Genomic DNA, 15,671 nt, shown 5'->3' with positions numbered 1-15,671 from the left:
GGCGTGACGGGTGTCCCGTCCGGGCGCGACGCAGACCCTGCGCCCCGCCCAGGCGTGACGGGTGTCCCACCCGGGCGTGACGAGAACCGGCCCGCCGCCGGCCCGGCCTATGTCGGCTTGCCGTCGGCGGGGTGTTCGACCAGGGCGAGAATACGGCTGGACATGAAGCGGGCGGTGCGCACGGCCGTTCCGCTCCGGGTGACCTCGCTCACCTCGACGACGCCGCCTCGGGCGTTGGCCACCTCAACCCGGCGCCCCGCTCTGGTGGCGCTGACCTCGTAGGTACGGGAACTGTCTCCTGCGTCGATGACAACCTCGACTTTGTCACCTTTCATACCTATATAGGTACCCGGTAAGGGGCAGGTTCACCCGTACACCAGTTTGACTATCGCCACTACTCCGATGCAGACGATGAACCAGCGCAGCACCGGGGCGGGCAGCCTCCTGCCGACCTTCGCACCGAGGAAACCACCGATCGCGGCGCCCAGCGCCACCATCAGGGCCGCCAGCCAGTCGACCTCCGCGATCACGACGAACAGCAGCGCGGCGGCCGCGTTGACCAGCAGCGCGAGCACGTTCTTGGCCGCGTTGACCCGCTGCAGGCCGTCGTCGAGGAAAGTGCCCATCAGCCCGATGAGCAGCACGCCCTGGGCCGCGCCGAAGTAACCGCCGTAGACGCCGCTCGCGAGGATGCCGCCCCAGAGCCAGGGGCCCCCGTGCGGGCGGGCATGCTCCCGCCGGGCGCTCAGCCATCTGTTGAGCCTCGGCTGGATCACCACCAGCACGCACGCCACGCCGATCAGGATGGGCACGACGATGTCGAACGTCTTCGCGGGGAGGTAGAGGAGGAGCACCCCGCCGGCCACCGCGCCGGTCACCGCGGGGATCGCCAGCCTGACCAGCCGCCGGCGCTGCCCCCTCAGCTCCACCCGGTAGCCGAGGGCGCCGGTCAGCGACCCGGGGACCAGGCCGATGGTGTTGGAGACGTTGGCGACGACCGGCGGCATGCCCAGCGCGACCATCGTCGGGAACGTGATCAGAGACCCGGAACCGACGACGGCGTTGATGCCCCCGGCCCCGATGCCGGCCACGAAGATCGCGACCGCCTCCCACGGTGTCATGCACTTCCCCTCACTGGTAAGGCTCGCGCCCATGTACAGGTGCACGGCACTCACCGGATGGTAAGAGGAGATCGACGACATCAGGTGGCAGGGGTGTCCTCGACAGGCGTGTCCCTCACCGGAAATCCCTCCCTGACCGGGGATTTCTTCGTCTCCGGAAACCTGTCCACGTTGTGGGACCCGCCCTTCACCGGATACCTGTCCCTGTCCGAGAGCTCCTCCTTGACCGGAGACCTCTGCGTGTCCGGGGACTCGTCCTCCGCCGGGAGAAGGTCCGCCAGGCTTTCGAGGACCCGCCTCAGGTCCGGCGAGACGGTCCACGGCTCGCCGGCGTCCCCCTTGGCGATCTCGCGGAGTGCCCGCAGGTACGCGTGGACGAGAGGCTCCGAGCCGGGACCGCCCCCGTGGACGGCGCGTAGGAGCATGCCGATCGCGTCGGCCTCCCCCCGGGCCCGCGTCGCCCTCGCCTCGGCGTCGGCCCGCGCTTTGAGCACCGTGGCCTCCGCCTCGCCGCGCGCCCTCAGTACGGCGGCCTGCCGCTGGCCCTCGGCGGCGAGGACGGCCGCCTGTTTCTGCCCCTCGGCCGCGAGCACCGCGGCCCGCCTGTCGCGGTCGGCGCGGGCCTGCCTCTCCATGGACTCCTGGACGGAGACGGGCGGGTCGATCGCCGTGAGCTCGACCCGAACGACACGGAGGCCCCACGCGCCCGTGACGGCGTCGAGCGCCTCGCGCAGCTCGGCTCCGATCTCCTCGCGGGAGGCCAGCGCGCGGTCCACGCTCATCCCGCCGACCACGTCGCGCAGGGTGGTCACGGTGAGCTGCTCGACGGCGGTCAGGAAGTTGGCGATCTCGTAGGTCGCCGCGCGGGCGTCCACCACCTGGAAGGAGACGGCCGTGTCGACGGAGACGACGAGGTTGTCTGAGGTGACGACCGCCTGCGGCGGGAAGGCGACGACCTGCTCGCGAAGGTCGACCGTGTCCTTGATCCGGTCGATGAACGGCACCACGAGGTTCAGCCCGGGAGCGAGCGTCCTGTGGTAGCGCCCGAACCGCTCCACGACGCCCGCCGTGGCCTGCGGCACGACGCGAACCGTCCGATAGGCGGCGAACGCCGCCACGGCCACGACGACGAGTGCGGCGACAAGCGATTCCATGAGCCATCCCGGGCGGTCGAGTGACGTGGAACTCTTGACCCGGCAGGATATTTGCTTTTCCCTTCACCGGCCTTTGAACGGCCGAAACAGTCTTGGAACTGTCTCGGGACCGTCTCGAAACCGGTGCGCCCTCAGAGCTGGTGCGCCCGCGCGTACCAGCGGCCGTCGCGCCCCCGATCCAGGGTGAGCGGGACGCTGAAGGTGCGCGACAGGTTCTCCGCGGTCATCACCTGGTCGATCGGCCCCTGGGCCACCACGGAACCGTGCCGCAGCAGCAGCGCGTGGGTGAACCCGCTGGGCACCTCCTCCACGTGGTGGGTGACCAGCACCATGGTCGGCGCGGTCGGGTCGTGCGCGAACGTCGCCAGGCGGCGGACCAGGTCCTCGCGCCCGCCCAGATCCAGGCCCGCGGCGGGCTCGTCCAGCAGCAGCAGCTCCGGGTTCGGCATGAGCGCGCGGGCGATCTGGACCCGCTTGCGCTCCCCCTCGGACAGCGTGTTGAACCGGCGCCGGATCAGGTGGGCGCAGCCGAGCTGGTCGATCAGCTCGACGGCGCGCGTGACGTCGTGGGAGTCGTACTCCTCCGTCCAGCGGCCGAGGATGGCGTACGAGGCCGTGAGCACCAGGTCGATGACCTTCTCCTCCGGCGGCACCTTCTCCGCCAGCGCGGCGCTCGCGAGCCCGATGCGGGGCCGAAGTTCGAAGACGTCACTCTGGCCGAGCCGCTCACCCAGGATCTCGACGATGCCCTCGGTGGGGAACAGCATCGCCCCGACCACCTGTAGCAACGTCGTCTTTCCCGCGCCGTTGGGACCGATGACGACCCACCGCTCGTCCTCGTGAACGGTCCAGTCGATCTCCCGCAGCAGGGCCGCCCCATCCCTGCGGACGGTGACGTCCTGTAGCCGAAGCACCTGACCGCCCATCCCCTATGCCTCCTTGTGAATCGCTGGAACAAAACCTATTGCAGGACAAGCGCATATCGTGGATCGGTGCACCCTGATTCACCGATCTCGGCCACCCTGGTCTGCTGGGGCAATGCCTGGCTCGCCGGACAGGTCGGCCTCGACGAGGCCGCCGACCGCGTGGAGCGGCAGGCAGGCCCCCAACTCGTCGCCGGTGAGACCGGCGACCTCCCCCTTCGCGGGTTCCTCGCCGACCTGCGGATCGAGGGCATGAAGTCGCTGCGACTGGCCCTCCCCATCGCGGGCGACCCACTCGGGCTCACCGGACCGCCCCCCTTCAATTCCGCGGCCATCGAGGCCGGGCAGGCGGCGACAGCCGTGCTTCCCGGCAGATGCCTCGGCCTGGTCCCGGTAAACGACCGCCGCGGGTCATCGTACGCCGGGGTTCGCTGGACCGTGCTGGAGGCCCGTACCGCGGCCCCCGACCTGCCCTCCCTCGCCGAGGCCGAGCACGAGCTGACCCGCGCCATGCGCGTGGCCACCGACGCCCTGCTCGGCGTGGAGGGCCCGGCCCAGGGCCACCGGCGGCTGGAGATGGTGGACGACGGCCTGGCTCCCGGCTACCCCGCCAGAGCGCACCGGGTCGCCGCCCTGGCCGCCCGCCTCGCCGCGGTGCTCCGGGTCGCCGACGACCGCGGGCTCACCTCGGGCCAGATCGCCGTACGCGGTGAGGCCCTGCGCGAGCTCGACCGCGCGGTGCGCCGGGCCCGGGTGGTCGCCCACCACGCCATCACCGAGCTGGTCTGACGGCATTGACGGTTCGGGGGCGGGTCATCGGGCGGAGGTCAGCCTCCAGAGCTTGACGGCACGGTCCTTGCCCGCCGAGACGACCAGAGTACGGTCGCCGACGGGCATGACGCCCACCGAGTAGACCCCGCCCTTGTGGGCCTTGACCGGCTTGCCGAGGGGCTTGCCCTCGGCCGGGTCCCAGAGCCGGACGGTCCCGTCCGTACTGCCCGACACCAGCACGGTGTGGCCGTCGACCTTGCCGAACGCCAGGGAGTAGACGTTGCCGCCGTGGCCCCCGAGCGGCTTGCCGACGGTCTTGGACGACGTGGGGTCCCAGATCCTGATCTTCTTGTCCTTGCCGCCCGAGGCGATCACGGTGCGGTCGCCCAGCTTGCCGAAGGCCACCGAGAAGACCTGCCCGCCGTGCCCCTTGTAGACCTTGCCGTACCGCTTCCTGGTGACGAGGTCCCAGATGCCCAGCGTCTCGTCGGCGCTGGCGGACACGACGACGGACCGTTTGCCGATCTTGCCGAAGGCGAGCCAGTTGACGTCGTCGCGGTGCGCGGAGATGGTCTTGAGCAGCCTGCGGCTCTTCAGGTTCCAGAAGTAGAGCGTGCCGTCGCCGTCCCCGGTGACGGCCAGCGGCGAACCGTTCACGGTGCCGGCCGCGACGGCGAAGACCGCGATGGGGTGGTGGCCCAGGGCTGTGCTCTTGCGGGACTTCAGGCTCCACAGGCGGACGGAGTGGTCGTAGCCGCCGGTCACCGCGTACGGCCTGCCGCCGAAGGTGACGGTGGCGACCGCGTAGACCTCGCCCCGGTGGCCGCGGAGCCGGTGGAGCCGCTTGTGCTTGGCCGGGTCCCAGAGCCCGAGCGAACCGTCCTGGCTGCCCGAGACCACCGTGGGCCTCTTCCCGATCTTGACGCCGGCGAGGGACTGGACGGCCTTGGTGTGCCCCTTGAGCGTCTTGCCGTCCTGGCCGTCGAAGGTCACCACCGTGGTCCGCGGGGTGGGCGGCCGGGACGGCCCGGAGGTGGGGGCGGTCGTGAGGCTCGCCGTGGGCGCGGGGGTCAGGACGTCCGTGACGGCGGTGGGAGCCTGCGTGGCCCGCGCGGGGGGAGCCTGGGAGGCGGTCGCCGGGGACGGCGTGGAGGGAACCGGGGGTGGCTTCCGCGTACCGTCACCGGCCAGGGCGCCTCGTGTGGCCGGCGGGGCGTCGGGGGTCGCGGCATCGCCCCGCAGGTTCGGTACCGCGACCAGCGCGGCGGCGGCCAGGGTCAGGGCCCCCGAGAGCACCGCGGTCACCAGGACGGCGCGCCTGCGCCGCGCGCCGCGCTCGCCGGGTGCCACGGGGGTCGCGTCGGCGAAGAGGTCCGGACGCTGCGGTGGCGGCGGGGGGTAGACCCCCTCGGGCGGTGCGGGAGAGGGAGCGGGCCGCCGGCCCACGGGCGTCAGGTTGCCGGGGTAGCGCGCGGGCCCGGCGGGGGAGGCGAAGGGGTTGACCATGGGCGGGGGGCCGCCCGGCGCACCCGGACGCCTCCGGGAGGCACCGGGGGCCGGGGGCCCGCCGTGCGGAGCGCCACCGGGACGGTCGCCGGGAGGGCCCGCCCGGCCGCCCGGGGTACGGCCGGGGGCGGCACCGGGCCTCCCGCTCCTCGGGTCCTCCCCCGACGGCCGCACCCACAGTGTCTCGGGGGCGGGTGGCCGCTCCTCGGCGGACGACCGCTCGTCGGCGGGCGGACGTTCCTCGGCGGATGACCGCCCATCCGCGGGTGTCCGCCCATCCGCGATCGGCCGCTCCCCGGCGGACGACCGCTCATTCGCGACCGGCCGCTCGCCGGCGGACGGCGGGGACACGGGCGGTACGGCGAAGGCCTCGTCGGACTGGGTCTCCAGGAGCGCGAACAGCACCTCCGAGGCGCTGGGCCTCTCCGCGGCGTGCTTGCTGAGGCAGGAGGCGACGATCGGCCGCAGGGTGTCGGGGAGCGCGGACAGGTCCGGGCTCTCGTTCATCACCCTGTAGATGACCGCGGGCACGCTGTCCTGGCCGAACGCGGGCCGCCCGGTCGCGGCGAAGGTCATCGTCAGCGCCCAGCTGAACATGTCGGACGAGGGCTCGACGCGTTGCCCCGAGACCTGTTCCGGCGACATGTAGGCGGGGGTGCCGACCACGCCGCTCGTCACGGTCATCGCCGAGTCCAGGGCCCTGGCGATACCGAAGTCGATCACGCGGGGTCCGTCGGGGCCGAGCAGCACGTTGCTGGGCTTGAAGTCGCGGTGCACGATGCCCGCCCGGTGGATGGCGGCCAGCGCGGTCACGGTGCCGACCGCGAGCCGGTGGAGCACGTTGCCGCGCCGGGGTCCCCCGGACTGCACGACCCGCTGCAGGGACACGCCCTCGACCAGCTCGCTCACGATGTAGGGGCGGTCGCCGTCCACGTGGGCGCCCAGCACCTGGGCCGTGCAGAACGGCGCCACCCGGCGGGCGGCGGAGACCTCGCGGAGGAAGCGGTCGCCGTCCATGCCGGTGTCGCTCAACCGGGGGTGGAGCAGCTTGATCGCGACCATCGCCCCGTCGGGTCCCCGGCCCGCGTAGACCACGCCCTGCGCCCCCTCGCCGAGGCGGCCGAGCAGCCGGTAGTCGCCCAGTGACTCGGGGTCCTCCCTGCGCAGCGGGTTCGTGTCCGGCACGTGAGCCTCCCCGTCGTCCAGCCATGAGTCGCTGGCGTCCCCCGAGTAACCAAAGATACGCAAACAACTAATGTTCAGGTAGATCATTCACTATTCCGGCGCATCCCGCTTACGCCATAATTCATGAAACAAATGGTGACTGCGCTCACCCCGAGCTCGTGCGGAGACGCCCATGCGCCGAAGCTTCGGCACGCTTCTAGGTCTCAGCCTCATCGCTCCGCTCGCGATCGTCCCCGCCGCCTCGGCCGCCACCGTGAACGCGCCGTCCCTGGCTCCCTCAGCGGTCCTGCCCGCGGCCCCCGCGGGCGTTCTGGCCCCGTCCGGGGTGCGGCAGGACCGGCCCTGGTCGGCGTTCAAGGTCTCGGTGAAGGCACCGAAACGGGTCAGGAACGGCCGCGAGTTCATGTACGAGGTCAAGGTCACCAACCGGGGGCCGAGCAAGGCCGACTACTTCTACGTCGGCGGGACCGTCCTGCCGAAAGGCATCAACGACACCGTTTACTACAAGGGCCCCAAGGGCACGGACTGCGATTTCTACGACGACGGCTTCTGGTGCGTGACGCCGTGGATTCTCGAGAAGGGCGAGTCGGAGACGGTACGCATCTGGGTCAAGCCGAAGAAGCGGACCAAGGGCACCGCGGTCGCCAGGCTCGGCGCCGACACCTGGAACGTCCCGACCGGAGGCGAGGACCTCAACCGCTCGGAATGGAAGCGGCTGGCCTTCCCCCACTGGTACTACCTCAAGACGGTCAAAACCAAGATCGTCCACCCCACGCCGCCCAAACCCAAGGGCGGAGGGGGAGGTTACAACCCGCCACCTCCACCACCTCCGCCGCCCCCGCCCCCGCCGCCGCCGGACCGGCGCGAGGAGAAGAAGGACACCTGACGCCGCAGAGGTCTCTCGCCCGTACCGGGAACCGCCGGACCGGACACCGTCCGGTCCGGCGCCGTCAGGCCGGGCGCCGTCAGGCCAGGCCGTTCCGTACCGCGTAGAGGGCGGCCTGGGTCCTGTCCTGCACGCCCAGCTTCATCAGCACGTTGGAGACGTGGGTCTTCACCGTCTTCTCCGCCACCGCGAGCTGCCTGGCGATCTCCCGGTTGGAGCGGCCCGACGCGATCAGCGCGAGCACCTCGCGCTCCCGGTCGGTCAGCGCCGCCACATGCCTGCCCTCTCGGTCGCCCTCACGACCGCCCGCGCGCCCGTCCTCCCGCGCGGACGGGACGGGTCCGGGACCCGACAGCATCGCCTCGGCGGCCTCGGGAGCGAGCAGCACCTGGCCACCGTGCACCGCCCGGATCGCGTGCACGAGCGCGGCCGGTTCGACGTCCTTGTAGAGGAAACCCGCCGCGCCCGCCCGCATCGCCGGGGCCACGTCGCCCCTGTCGCTGACCGAGGTCAGCACGAGCACCCTCGGCGACAGTCCTCGTTCCTCCAGCAGGAGCAGCGCGCCGAGCCCGTCGAGAACCGGCATCTTCAGGTCGAGCAGCAGCACGTCAGGGGCGAGAGACCCGACCAGGGCGACCGCCTCGGCGCCGTCGGCGGCCTCGCCGACCACGTCGAGGTCCTCCTGCAGGGCCAGGAAGGTACGAAGGCCCTGCCGGACGACCGGGTGGTCGTCGGCGATCAGGACGCGGATCATCCGGGCACCTCCGTCCGGACCGCGGACGGCGGACCGCACGGACACCCCTTCGGCCCACGGGTCATGCGATCACCTCTCCTCGCACCACGGATCACCCGGGCACCTCCATCCGGACGAGCGTGCCCCGCCCGGGCTCCGACCTCACCCGCACGCTCCCGCCGACGGATTCCGCCCTGTCGCCCATCGAGGCGATGCCCAGCCCCCGGCCCGCCGCGGCGGTCACGTCGAACCCGGCCCCGTCGTCACTCACCTCCAGGAACACGCGCCCGCCCTCACAGCCCAGCCGGACCTCGACGGTACGCGCCGCCGAGTGCCTGGAGGCGTTGTGCAGCGCCTCCTGGGCCACCCGGAGGACGGCCACCTCGATCACCGGTTCGAGCTCGCACACCGGGGACTCCTCGAACGAGAACGCGGCCGGGTGGAGCCGGTCGAGCAGGCGGACGTGCTTGCGGAGCGTCTCGGCCAGGCCGTGCCGGTCGAGCTCGGCCGGGCGGAGCTCCACGATCACCGCGCGCAGCTCGGCCAGCGCCTCCCCAGCCAGCCGCTCCACCCGGTCGAGCTCCCGCAGCGCCCGTACGGGATCGTCGACGACCAGCGACGCCGCGGCCTGCGCGGTGAGGCGCAGCGAGAACAGCTTCTGGGTCACCGCGTCGTGCAGTTCCCTGGCCATCCGGGTGCGCTCCTCGACCAGCGTGAGCTCCCGGCCCCGCTCGTACAGGCGGGCGTTGGTGAGGGCGATCGCGGCGTGCGCGGCGAACATGGTGAGCAGCCGCTGGTCGGCCTCGGTGAAGCCGCCGGGGGTCCGCTTGTTGGACAGGAAGATGATGCCGAGTACCTCGTCCCCGTCGAGGATCGGCACCCCGAGGAAGTCCTTGAGCACCGGATGGGCGCGCGGCCAGTACTCGAACCTGGGGTCCCTGCGGATGTCGGGCAGCCGGACCGGCGCGCCCTCGCGCAGCATGGCGCCGAGCATGCCGTGCTGGCGGGGCATCGGCCCGATCGCGTCCCACTGCTCGTCGGAGATGCCCTCGGCGACGAACTCGGCGAACGCCCCCTGGTCGTCGGGCACGCCCAGCGCGGCGTAGCGGGCGTCCAGCAACCGCCGCGCCGACCGCACGATGACCTGGAGCACCTCCCGGACCGACAGGTGTCTGGTCACCGCGAGGACGGCCGAGCTCACCGCGTGCAGCACGGCGTCCCGGTCCTCGCTCTCCTCGCTCTCGGGGCTCACGAACCGACTCTAGGCGGCGGCGGGCGCCCGCCGCGTACGCCATCGGTCCTAGGCCCATCAGCCCACCCCGGGCCCGGTCCGGCGGCCGATGTGCGGCGGGCGGGCGGCTCCTAGCGTCGAGGCATGACGAAGACCGCACTCATCACCGGCGCCTCCCGCGGCCTCGGCCTGGAACTGGCCCGCTCCCTCGCCGCCGACGGCTGGCGGCTCATCCTCACCGCGCGGGGCGAGGACGCGCTGCGAGCCGCCGCGGACGAGCTCGGCGCCCTCGCCCTGGCCGGGGACGTCGCCGACCCCGCTCATCGCGACCGGCTGGCGCTCGCCGTACGGGAACACGGCGGGCTGGACCTGCTGGTCAACAACGCGTCGGGACTGGGCGCGGTCCCGCTGCCACCGCTGGCCGGATACCCGGCCGACACGCTCGAGGAGCTGTTCCGGGTCAACGTGCTGGCCCCGCTGGCGCTGATCCAGGCGAACCTGCGCGGGCTCAGGGAACGGCGCGGCGCGATCGTGAACATCTCCTCCGACGCGGCGGTGGAGGCGTACGAGGGCTGGGGCGGGTACGGCGCGACCAAGGCGGCCCTGGAGCAGCTCTCCCACGTGCTGGCCGTCGAGGAGCCGGACGTCGCGGTCTGGTGGGTCGATCCGGGCGAGATGTCCACCGCCATGCTCGCCGACGCCGTCGGTGCCGGGGAGGCGGCGGAGGCCCCGGGCCCGGAGACCGTCGTCCCCACCCTGCGACGGCTGATCGCCGACCGCCCGGACAGCGGCCGGGTGAGGCACGGATGAGCGGGCGAGAGGACCGTACGGGGGGCTGGGGCACCGGCGGACGGGGCGGGGTGGCGAGCCTGCCCGCGGCGGACGCCATGGCCGCGGACTTCGTGCTCCCGCGCGAGCTGGAGGCGCACGAGCCGCCGGAGGCCCGGGGGCTGGCCCGCGACGGGGTGCGCCTGCTGGTCTCGGACCGGGGCACCGGAGAGGTCGGCCACCACGCGTTCGCCGATCTTCCCGGCCTGCTCGGCCCCGGCGACCTGCTGGTGGTCAACAACTCCGGCACGCTCCCCGCCGCCGTCCGGCTGGACCGGCTCGCGGTGCACTTCTCCACCGAACGCGAGGACGGGACCTGGCTGGTCGAGCTCCGCCGCCTCCGGGAGCGGGGTCCTTCGGCGGGCGCGGGCGCCGGGGCTCTCGGGGGCCTCGGGGACACGGAGACGGCCGGTGAGCCCTACCGCGGCGGCGCGGACGGGGAGTGGCTGCCGCTGCCCGGCGGGGCGACGCTGCGGCTGCTGGGGCGCGAGACGCCGCGTCTGTGGCGGGCGAGCCTGGACCGCGAGGTCACGGACTACCTCCGCCGGTACGGCGTGCCGATCCGCTACTCCTACGTGGACAGGGACTGGCCGCTGGCCGACTACCAGACCGTGTTCGGGGTCCGGCCCGGCAGCGCGGAGATGCCCAGCGCGGGGCGGCCGTTCACCACCGGGCTGGTGACCTCCCTGGTGTCGCGCGGGGTCGGGATCGCACCGATCACCCTGCACACGGGGGTGGCGTCCCCGGAGAAGGACGAGCCGCCCTACCCGGAGCGGTTCGAGGTGCCCGAGGCCACCGCGCGGCAGGTGGAGCTCGCGCGCGAGTCCGGCGGCCGGGTGATCGCGGTCGGCACGACCGTGGTCCGGGCGCTGGAGACGGCCGCGCTGGCCACCGGCCGGGTCCGGGCCGCGGACGGCTGGACCTCGCACATCGTGACTCCCGAGGTCGGGGTGAGGGCGGTGAGCGGCCTGCTCACCGGGCTGCACGAGCCGCGCTCCAGCCACCTGCTGATGCTGTCGGCGATCGCCGGCCGCGAGCTGCTCTCGCGGTCGTACGCGGAGGCGCTCGGAGAGGGCTATCTCTGGCACGAATTCGGCGACGTCCACCTGATCACCGGGTAGCCGGCCAGTCAGTCACAAGGGTTTTCCAAGTCGGGCCCCGCATGCTGGGCCGGTAATCACCGGGGATCACCGAATTCCGACTGGAGTAAAGAAATGCGCCGGCACCTGACCGCCTTCGCCGCCATCGCCCTGGCGGGAGGCATGCTGCTCACCCCCGGGACCGCGAACGCCGCGGCTTTCCCGACCACCGCGCCACAGGGGGTCGTGGACCAGCCGCTCGCGCCGCTGAAGACGACCGTCTCCTACCCGCGCAGGGCCTGGGCGGGCGACTCGTACGTCTACACGCTCAGGGTCAAGAACGTCGGCGAGTGGTACACCGACATCGCCTACGTCGGCGGCCGCCTTCCCTCGCAGGTCTCCAAGGTCCGTATCGTCGGCAAGCCCTCCGGCTCGTACTGCGAGGTCTCGGGGCGAGAGGTGGGCTGCCTGTTCGACACCCTGAACCCCGGCAGGACGGCCACCCTCAAGGTCAGGGTCTGGCTGAGGGACGGCGCCCGGGGCACCGCGACCGCCGATTTCGGTTCGGCCTCGATCGACGTTCCCGCGGGCGGGCTGGGCACCCTCGACATTCACGGCATCGACGTCGGCACCGACGTCAAGTACGTGCGGGTGAAGACCCGGGTTCTCCGCTAGCCACGTTTTTCACCCGGCACCTTCTGACCAGGGGCGATTACCGAAAGCAGTGGATATTACAACGCCGGGAAACGCCTTGGTGAGCGGCGATGTGGCACGCGCCGGACGGGCGGGCCGGGGGCCCGTGTCGTCCGGTACGGCGCCGCACCCAACTGTTCCGTTCAAATCACGTAGCAGAATATAATTTCTCTTTACATCTCCATATGTGATAAAACGCTGCGGACTTTATGGGACGTTCCAGGCGTCCCCTTGACTCTTCAGCTGGGAGACGTTTGATGCGCCACCCGATCTCCAAGATCGTTGCTATTGCTCTGGTCACCCCGCTGGCCGGCGGCATGCTCCTCGCCGCCCCCTCCTCGGCCGCTTCGGCGCAGGCACCGGCGGCGGCCGTCAAGGCGGAGCCGTACTCCACCTTCGCGGTCACCGTCTCCGCGCCGAAGAAGGTCAAGGCGGGCGGGAAGATCACCTACAAGATCAAGGCCGTCAACAAGGGCCCGCACCAGGCCGACTACTTCTTCACGGGCGGCCTACTGCCCAAGGGCTCGAAGGTCGTCTCGATCTCCGCCCCCAAGGGCACCTCGTGTGACAACTACGATGACGGGCTCTGGTGCTGGAGCCCCGACATCGTCGAGGTCGACGACTACGAGGCCATCGCGATCACCGTGAAGCTCGGCAAGAAGTCGGGACGGACCGCGCAGGCCATCCTCGGCGTCGACGCCTATGACGTCCCGACCGGTGCCGAGAACCTCTCCAGGGACGAACTGGAGCGCATGGGCATCAAGAGCTGGTACTTCGTGAAGAAGGTCAAGACCAGCATCGTGCGCTGATCCCACTTTTCGAGGGGCCCCGTCCTGCCACAGGCCGGGGCCCGCTCCCTTTCACGCTCCGGGACCACGGGGTGCGGGCAACCTCATATGCACGCCACCCCGTACCGGGCAGGATCTCCCCATGGTTCCCACGGCGAGTTTCCGGCGGTGCGCGATTCATGGCTGAACTGAGAGTGGTCCTGGCCGAGGACCACTACCTGGTGCGCGAGGGCACCCGCAGGCTCCTGGAGACCTCCGGTGAGATCGAGGTGGTGGCCGCCGTGGGCACCGCGGACGAGCTGCTCGACGCCGCCGGGCGACTGCGCCCCGACGTGGTGGTCACCGACATCCGGATGCCGGGCTCGGCCGATCTCGTCCGCCCGGGGATGGAGGGCATCGACGCGGCGCACCGCATCCGCGCCACCTCACGGGACATCGGGGTCGTGGTGCTCTCCCAGTTCTCCGACGCGATGTTCGCCCTGGACCTGTTCAGGGACGGCACCGAGGGCCGTGCGTACCTGCTCAAGGACCGGGTCGGTGACATCGACGAGCTGCTCGGCGCGATCAGGTCGGTGGCCGGGGGCGGCTCGGTGATCGACCCCAAGGTGGTGGAGGGCCTGCTGGCCAAGCGCGGGGTGCGCGGCGGCCCCCCGCCCGCGGAGCTGACGCCCAGGGAGCTGGACGTGCTCAGGGAGATGGCGCACGGCCTGTCCAACGGAGGCATCGCCCGCGCCCTGCACCTGTCGGTCTCGGCCATCGAGAAGCACGTCAACTCGATCTTCATGAAGCTCGCCCTGGAGAACAGCCCCGACACCCATCGCCGGGTGGCGGCCGTCATCACCTACCTGGGCTCGGCCTGAGCCCTGTCTCCCTGTCTCCTTGTCCCCGATTCCGGGGACCGGTCCCCCGGCGCCGCTGGCACGGTCCACGTTCGAACGCCGTCCGAGGCGGCGTACCGGCCCTTCAGAAAGGGCCCCGGCCGGGAAGGGGCCCGGCCGACGAGGTTTCCGGGCGTCGGTGGCCACCGGCGCCCGCCTCCCCGTCAGGCGGCGACGGGGAGACCGTGCGCGGCACCGGCGACCAGCACCGAGGCGACGGACGACTCGGCCGCCCAGGCCAGCTCCCTGCGGTCACGTCCCCACACCGCGGGCAGCATCGTCACCTCCACCGTCAGCCTCCGGACGGCCACCACGCGGCGGATCGAGGCCCAGAGGGGGTCGTCGCCGACATAGGCGGGCCCGGTGGCCAGGGCGTCCTCCCCTTCCAGATACCTGATCGCCACCGGCCTGACCGGGGCCCCGGCGTCCAGGGCCGCCTGGAACACCGCGGGCCTGAAGGAGCCCATCCCGCGTCCGCACCAGGTCGTCCCCTCGGGGAAGGCCGCCACCGGGTGACCGTCGGCGAGCGCGGCGGCCACCCCGTCGACGGCCTCGGGCAGCGCGGAGAGCCGGTCCCTGTCGATGAACAGCGCGCCCGCCCCGGCCGCCAGCAGACCGATCACCGGCCACACCCGTATCTCGTGCTTGGCGAGCAGGCGGCTCGGCAGGACCGCCGCCATGACGAGCGGGTCCAGCCACGACACGTGGTTGGCCACGATCAGCGGAGCGGCCCCGGACGGCCCGCCGGCGACCGGACGGGGCCGGGAGACGGAGCCGGCCATGAACGTGAAACCCCGGCGCACCTCGACCCGTACGCCGACGGCCCGCAGTACCAGCCGGGACCAGGCGCTCGTCAGCCGGATCCTGCCCGTCGTGCCGAGCCCGCGGGCCGCGAGCGCCAGCACCGTCCCCGCCAGGACGACCAGTGCGATCGCCGCCAGTCGCAGCGCCCTGCGCGGCCCGGCGGCCCTCGATCCCGGCGGGAGGAGACATCCGGCGGGCCCGCACGGCGCCGTCGGCATCCACGGGTTCACGAGGTGGCTCCCAGGAAGTGGCGCAGGTAGCGGGGGTCCGCCTCGGCCATCGAGAGCAGTACGAAGAAGTCGGCCGTACCGAAGTCGAGGTCGTGGGCGGGCGGGCCGCAGACCCAGGCGCCCAGCCGCATGTACCCGCGCAGCAGCGGCGGCAGCGCCCGTCCCGGCCTCGTGGCGGACGCGGAGGCGTCCTCGCGCCGCGAGGGGGCGGAGATCGGCTCCTCCCGCTGCGACGGCACGGCTGAGACCGGGTCCTCCCACTGCGACGGCACGGCGGAGATCGGATCCGCCCGCCAGGGGCGGTGCGGCGTGACGCGGTAGCCGGGCGGGGAGAGCGGCACCCGCTCCATGATCTCGGCGGCGTCGGCCACCGGCACCGAGCAGCACCCGGCCAGCCAGCCGTACCCTCCGGCCACCATGTAGCGGGCGATTCCCGCCCACATCAGCCCGAGCACCGCGCCACCCCGGTGGCCCGGGTGCACGCAGGCCCGGCCTGCCTCCACCATGTTCCCCCGGATGCCCGCCAGCGCGCCCAGGTCGAACTCGGAGTCGGAGTAGAGGCGGTCGGCCCGGCGGGGGCCGAGCAGCCGGTAGGTGCCGACGACCTCACCCGTGTCGTCACACCTCACCAGGAGGTGGTCGCAGTAGGCGTCGAGCGGATCGACGTCCAGGCCGGTGATGGGACTGTCCAGCCTGGCCCCCATCTCCTCGGCGAAGACCCGGTGACGCAGGCGCTGGGCCTCGCGCATCTCGACGGCGGTGGCGGCCAGCCCGACGCTGTAGCGGGCGAGGCGCGGCTCCATGGGAAGGGTCGTCATGAGTTCATGAAGACAGTCGCAGGTGACACGGGACCGGAGTGCC

General features: G+C 72.2%; 16 protein-coding genes. 7 read left to right on the top strand and 9 right to left on the bottom strand.

The window, feature by feature from the left end; all coding sequences use genetic code 11:
- Window positions 1-107 precede the first annotated feature (107 nt).
- The 4 genes from ACTOQ3_RS14285 to ACTOQ3_RS14270 form a co-directional block, all read right to left on the bottom strand.
- Window positions 108-335 (bottom strand): hypothetical protein, encoded by a 228-nt coding sequence (locus ACTOQ3_RS14285; protein WP_440083857.1) that lies wholly within the window; start codon window positions 333-335, stop codon window positions 108-110.
- A 30-nt stretch (window positions 336-365) separates the two neighbouring features.
- Window positions 366-1,121: a sulfite exporter TauE/SafE family protein gene (locus ACTOQ3_RS14280; RefSeq protein ID WP_440083856.1), complete on the bottom strand. Its 756-nt coding sequence runs from the start codon at window positions 1,119-1,121 to the stop codon at window positions 366-368.
- An 80-nt stretch (window positions 1,122-1,201) separates the two neighbouring features.
- Window positions 1,202-2,275 (bottom strand): SPFH domain-containing protein, encoded by a 1,074-nt coding sequence (locus ACTOQ3_RS14275; RefSeq protein WP_440083855.1) that lies wholly within the window; start codon window positions 2,273-2,275, stop codon window positions 1,202-1,204.
- A gap of 131 nt (window positions 2,276-2,406) precedes the next feature.
- Window positions 2,407-3,201 carry an ABC transporter ATP-binding protein gene (locus tag ACTOQ3_RS14270; protein WP_440067878.1) on the bottom strand — a complete coding sequence of 265 codons (795 nt, stop codon included), beginning with the start codon at window positions 3,199-3,201 and terminating at the stop codon, window positions 2,407-2,409.
- 66 nt (window positions 3,202-3,267) lie between these two features.
- On the opposite strand from ACTOQ3_RS14270, the gene ACTOQ3_RS14265 reads away from it, so the two are divergent.
- Window positions 3,268-3,987, top strand: coding sequence for a hypothetical protein (locus tag ACTOQ3_RS14265; protein ID WP_440083854.1), 720 nt, complete (start codon window positions 3,268-3,270; stop codon window positions 3,985-3,987).
- A gap of 24 nt (window positions 3,988-4,011) precedes the next feature.
- Here the strand turns inward: ACTOQ3_RS14265 and ACTOQ3_RS14260 are convergent, their stop codons facing one another.
- Complete coding sequence (locus ACTOQ3_RS14260) at window positions 4,012-6,723, bottom strand: protein kinase domain-containing protein (protein WP_440083853.1); 2,712 nt, start codon at window positions 6,721-6,723, stop codon at window positions 4,012-4,014.
- A gap of 109 nt (window positions 6,724-6,832) precedes the next feature.
- Between ACTOQ3_RS14260 and ACTOQ3_RS14255 the strand changes: the two genes are divergently transcribed.
- Window positions 6,833-7,546: a hypothetical protein gene (locus ACTOQ3_RS14255; RefSeq protein ID WP_440083852.1), complete on the top strand. Its 714-nt coding sequence runs from the start codon at window positions 6,833-6,835 to the stop codon at window positions 7,544-7,546.
- Between the two features lie 79 nt (window positions 7,547-7,625).
- Here ACTOQ3_RS14255 and ACTOQ3_RS14250 read toward each other — a convergent pair whose 3' ends face one another.
- Both ACTOQ3_RS14250 and ACTOQ3_RS14245 read right to left on the bottom strand, forming a co-directional pair.
- A complete protein-coding gene (locus ACTOQ3_RS14250; RefSeq protein ID WP_440083851.1) occupies window positions 7,626-8,300 on the bottom strand; it encodes a response regulator in 675 nt (224 codons plus the stop codon).
- A gap of 91 nt (window positions 8,301-8,391) precedes the next feature.
- Window positions 8,392-9,531, bottom strand: a complete 1,140-nt coding sequence (locus tag ACTOQ3_RS14245; protein ID WP_440083850.1) for a GAF domain-containing sensor histidine kinase — start codon at window positions 9,529-9,531, stop codon at window positions 8,392-8,394.
- Between the two features lie 123 nt (window positions 9,532-9,654).
- On the opposite strand from ACTOQ3_RS14245, the gene ACTOQ3_RS14240 reads away from it, so the two are divergent.
- The 5 genes from ACTOQ3_RS14240 (at window position 9,655) to ACTOQ3_RS14220 (ending at window position 13,758) form a co-directional block, all read left to right on the top strand.
- Window positions 9,655-10,320, top strand: coding sequence for an SDR family NAD(P)-dependent oxidoreductase (locus ACTOQ3_RS14240; protein ID WP_440083849.1), 666 nt, complete (start codon window positions 9,655-9,657; stop codon window positions 10,318-10,320).
- On the top strand, window positions 10,317-11,459 hold the full coding sequence (locus ACTOQ3_RS14235) for an S-adenosylmethionine:tRNA ribosyltransferase-isomerase (RefSeq protein ID WP_440083848.1): 1,143 nt from the start codon (window positions 10,317-10,319) through the stop codon (window positions 11,457-11,459). The genes ACTOQ3_RS14240 and ACTOQ3_RS14235 overlap by 4 nt, the downstream gene beginning before the upstream one ends.
- 93 nt (window positions 11,460-11,552) lie before the next feature.
- On the top strand, window positions 11,553-12,092 hold the full coding sequence (locus tag ACTOQ3_RS14230; protein ID WP_440083847.1) for a hypothetical protein: 540 nt from the start codon (window positions 11,553-11,555) through the stop codon (window positions 12,090-12,092).
- 275 nt (window positions 12,093-12,367) lie between these two features.
- On the top strand, window positions 12,368-12,919 hold the full coding sequence (locus ACTOQ3_RS14225; protein ID WP_440083846.1) for a hypothetical protein: 552 nt from the start codon (window positions 12,368-12,370) through the stop codon (window positions 12,917-12,919).
- A gap of 158 nt (window positions 12,920-13,077) precedes the next feature.
- Entirely contained in the window at window positions 13,078-13,758 is a 681-nt protein-coding gene (locus tag ACTOQ3_RS14220) for a response regulator transcription factor (RefSeq protein WP_362689997.1), read from the top strand.
- Between the two features lie 182 nt (window positions 13,759-13,940).
- Here ACTOQ3_RS14220 and ACTOQ3_RS14215 read toward each other — a convergent pair whose 3' ends face one another.
- Both ACTOQ3_RS14215 and ACTOQ3_RS14210 read right to left on the bottom strand, forming a co-directional pair.
- Entirely contained in the window at window positions 13,941-14,810 is an 870-nt protein-coding gene (locus ACTOQ3_RS14215) for a lysophospholipid acyltransferase family protein (protein WP_440083845.1), read from the bottom strand.
- Window positions 14,807-15,628, bottom strand: coding sequence for a GNAT family N-acetyltransferase (locus tag ACTOQ3_RS14210; RefSeq protein ID WP_440083844.1), 822 nt, complete (start codon window positions 15,626-15,628; stop codon window positions 14,807-14,809). The genes ACTOQ3_RS14215 and ACTOQ3_RS14210 overlap by 4 nt, the downstream gene beginning before the upstream one ends.
- Window positions 15,629-15,671 lie beyond the last annotated feature (43 nt).

The sequence above is a fragment of the Streptosporangium sp. LJ11 genome (assembly GCF_051918945.1).
Lineage (GTDB): Bacteria > Actinomycetota > Actinomycetes > Streptosporangiales > Streptosporangiaceae > Streptosporangium.
Note: the sequence above shows the minus strand (reverse complement) of the source record. Positions and strands in the feature narration are given on the sequence as shown.

Coding starts and splice junctions, on each gene's coding strand:
- ACTOQ3_RS14255 (WP_440083852.1), top strand. CDS start 6,833: ATGCGCCGAAGCTTCGGCACGCTTCTAGGTCTCAGCCTCATCGCTCCG.
- ACTOQ3_RS14210 (WP_440083844.1), bottom strand. CDS start 15,628: ATGACGACCCTTCCCATGGAGCCGCGCCTCGCCCGCTACAGCGTCGGG.
- ACTOQ3_RS14225 (WP_440083846.1), top strand. CDS start 12,368: ATGCGCCACCCGATCTCCAAGATCGTTGCTATTGCTCTGGTCACCCCG.
- ACTOQ3_RS14240 (WP_440083849.1), top strand. CDS start 9,655: ATGACGAAGACCGCACTCATCACCGGCGCCTCCCGCGGCCTCGGCCTG.
- ACTOQ3_RS14280 (WP_440083856.1), bottom strand. CDS start 1,121: ATGACACCGTGGGAGGCGGTCGCGATCTTCGTGGCCGGCATCGGGGCC.
- ACTOQ3_RS14270 (WP_440067878.1), bottom strand. CDS start 3,201: ATGGGCGGTCAGGTGCTTCGGCTACAGGACGTCACCGTCCGCAGGGAT.
- ACTOQ3_RS14230 (WP_440083847.1), top strand. CDS start 11,553: ATGCGCCGGCACCTGACCGCCTTCGCCGCCATCGCCCTGGCGGGAGGC.
- ACTOQ3_RS14235 (WP_440083848.1), top strand. CDS start 10,317: ATGAGCGGGCGAGAGGACCGTACGGGGGGCTGGGGCACCGGCGGACGG.
- ACTOQ3_RS14275 (WP_440083855.1), bottom strand. CDS start 2,275: ATGGAATCGCTTGTCGCCGCACTCGTCGTCGTGGCCGTGGCGGCGTTC.
- ACTOQ3_RS14220 (WP_362689997.1), top strand. CDS start 13,078: ATGGCTGAACTGAGAGTGGTCCTGGCCGAGGACCACTACCTGGTGCGC.
- ACTOQ3_RS14285 (WP_440083857.1), bottom strand. CDS start 335: ATGAAAGGTGACAAAGTCGAGGTTGTCATCGACGCAGGAGACAGTTCC.
- ACTOQ3_RS14250 (WP_440083851.1), bottom strand. CDS start 8,300: ATGATCCGCGTCCTGATCGCCGACGACCACCCGGTCGTCCGGCAGGGC.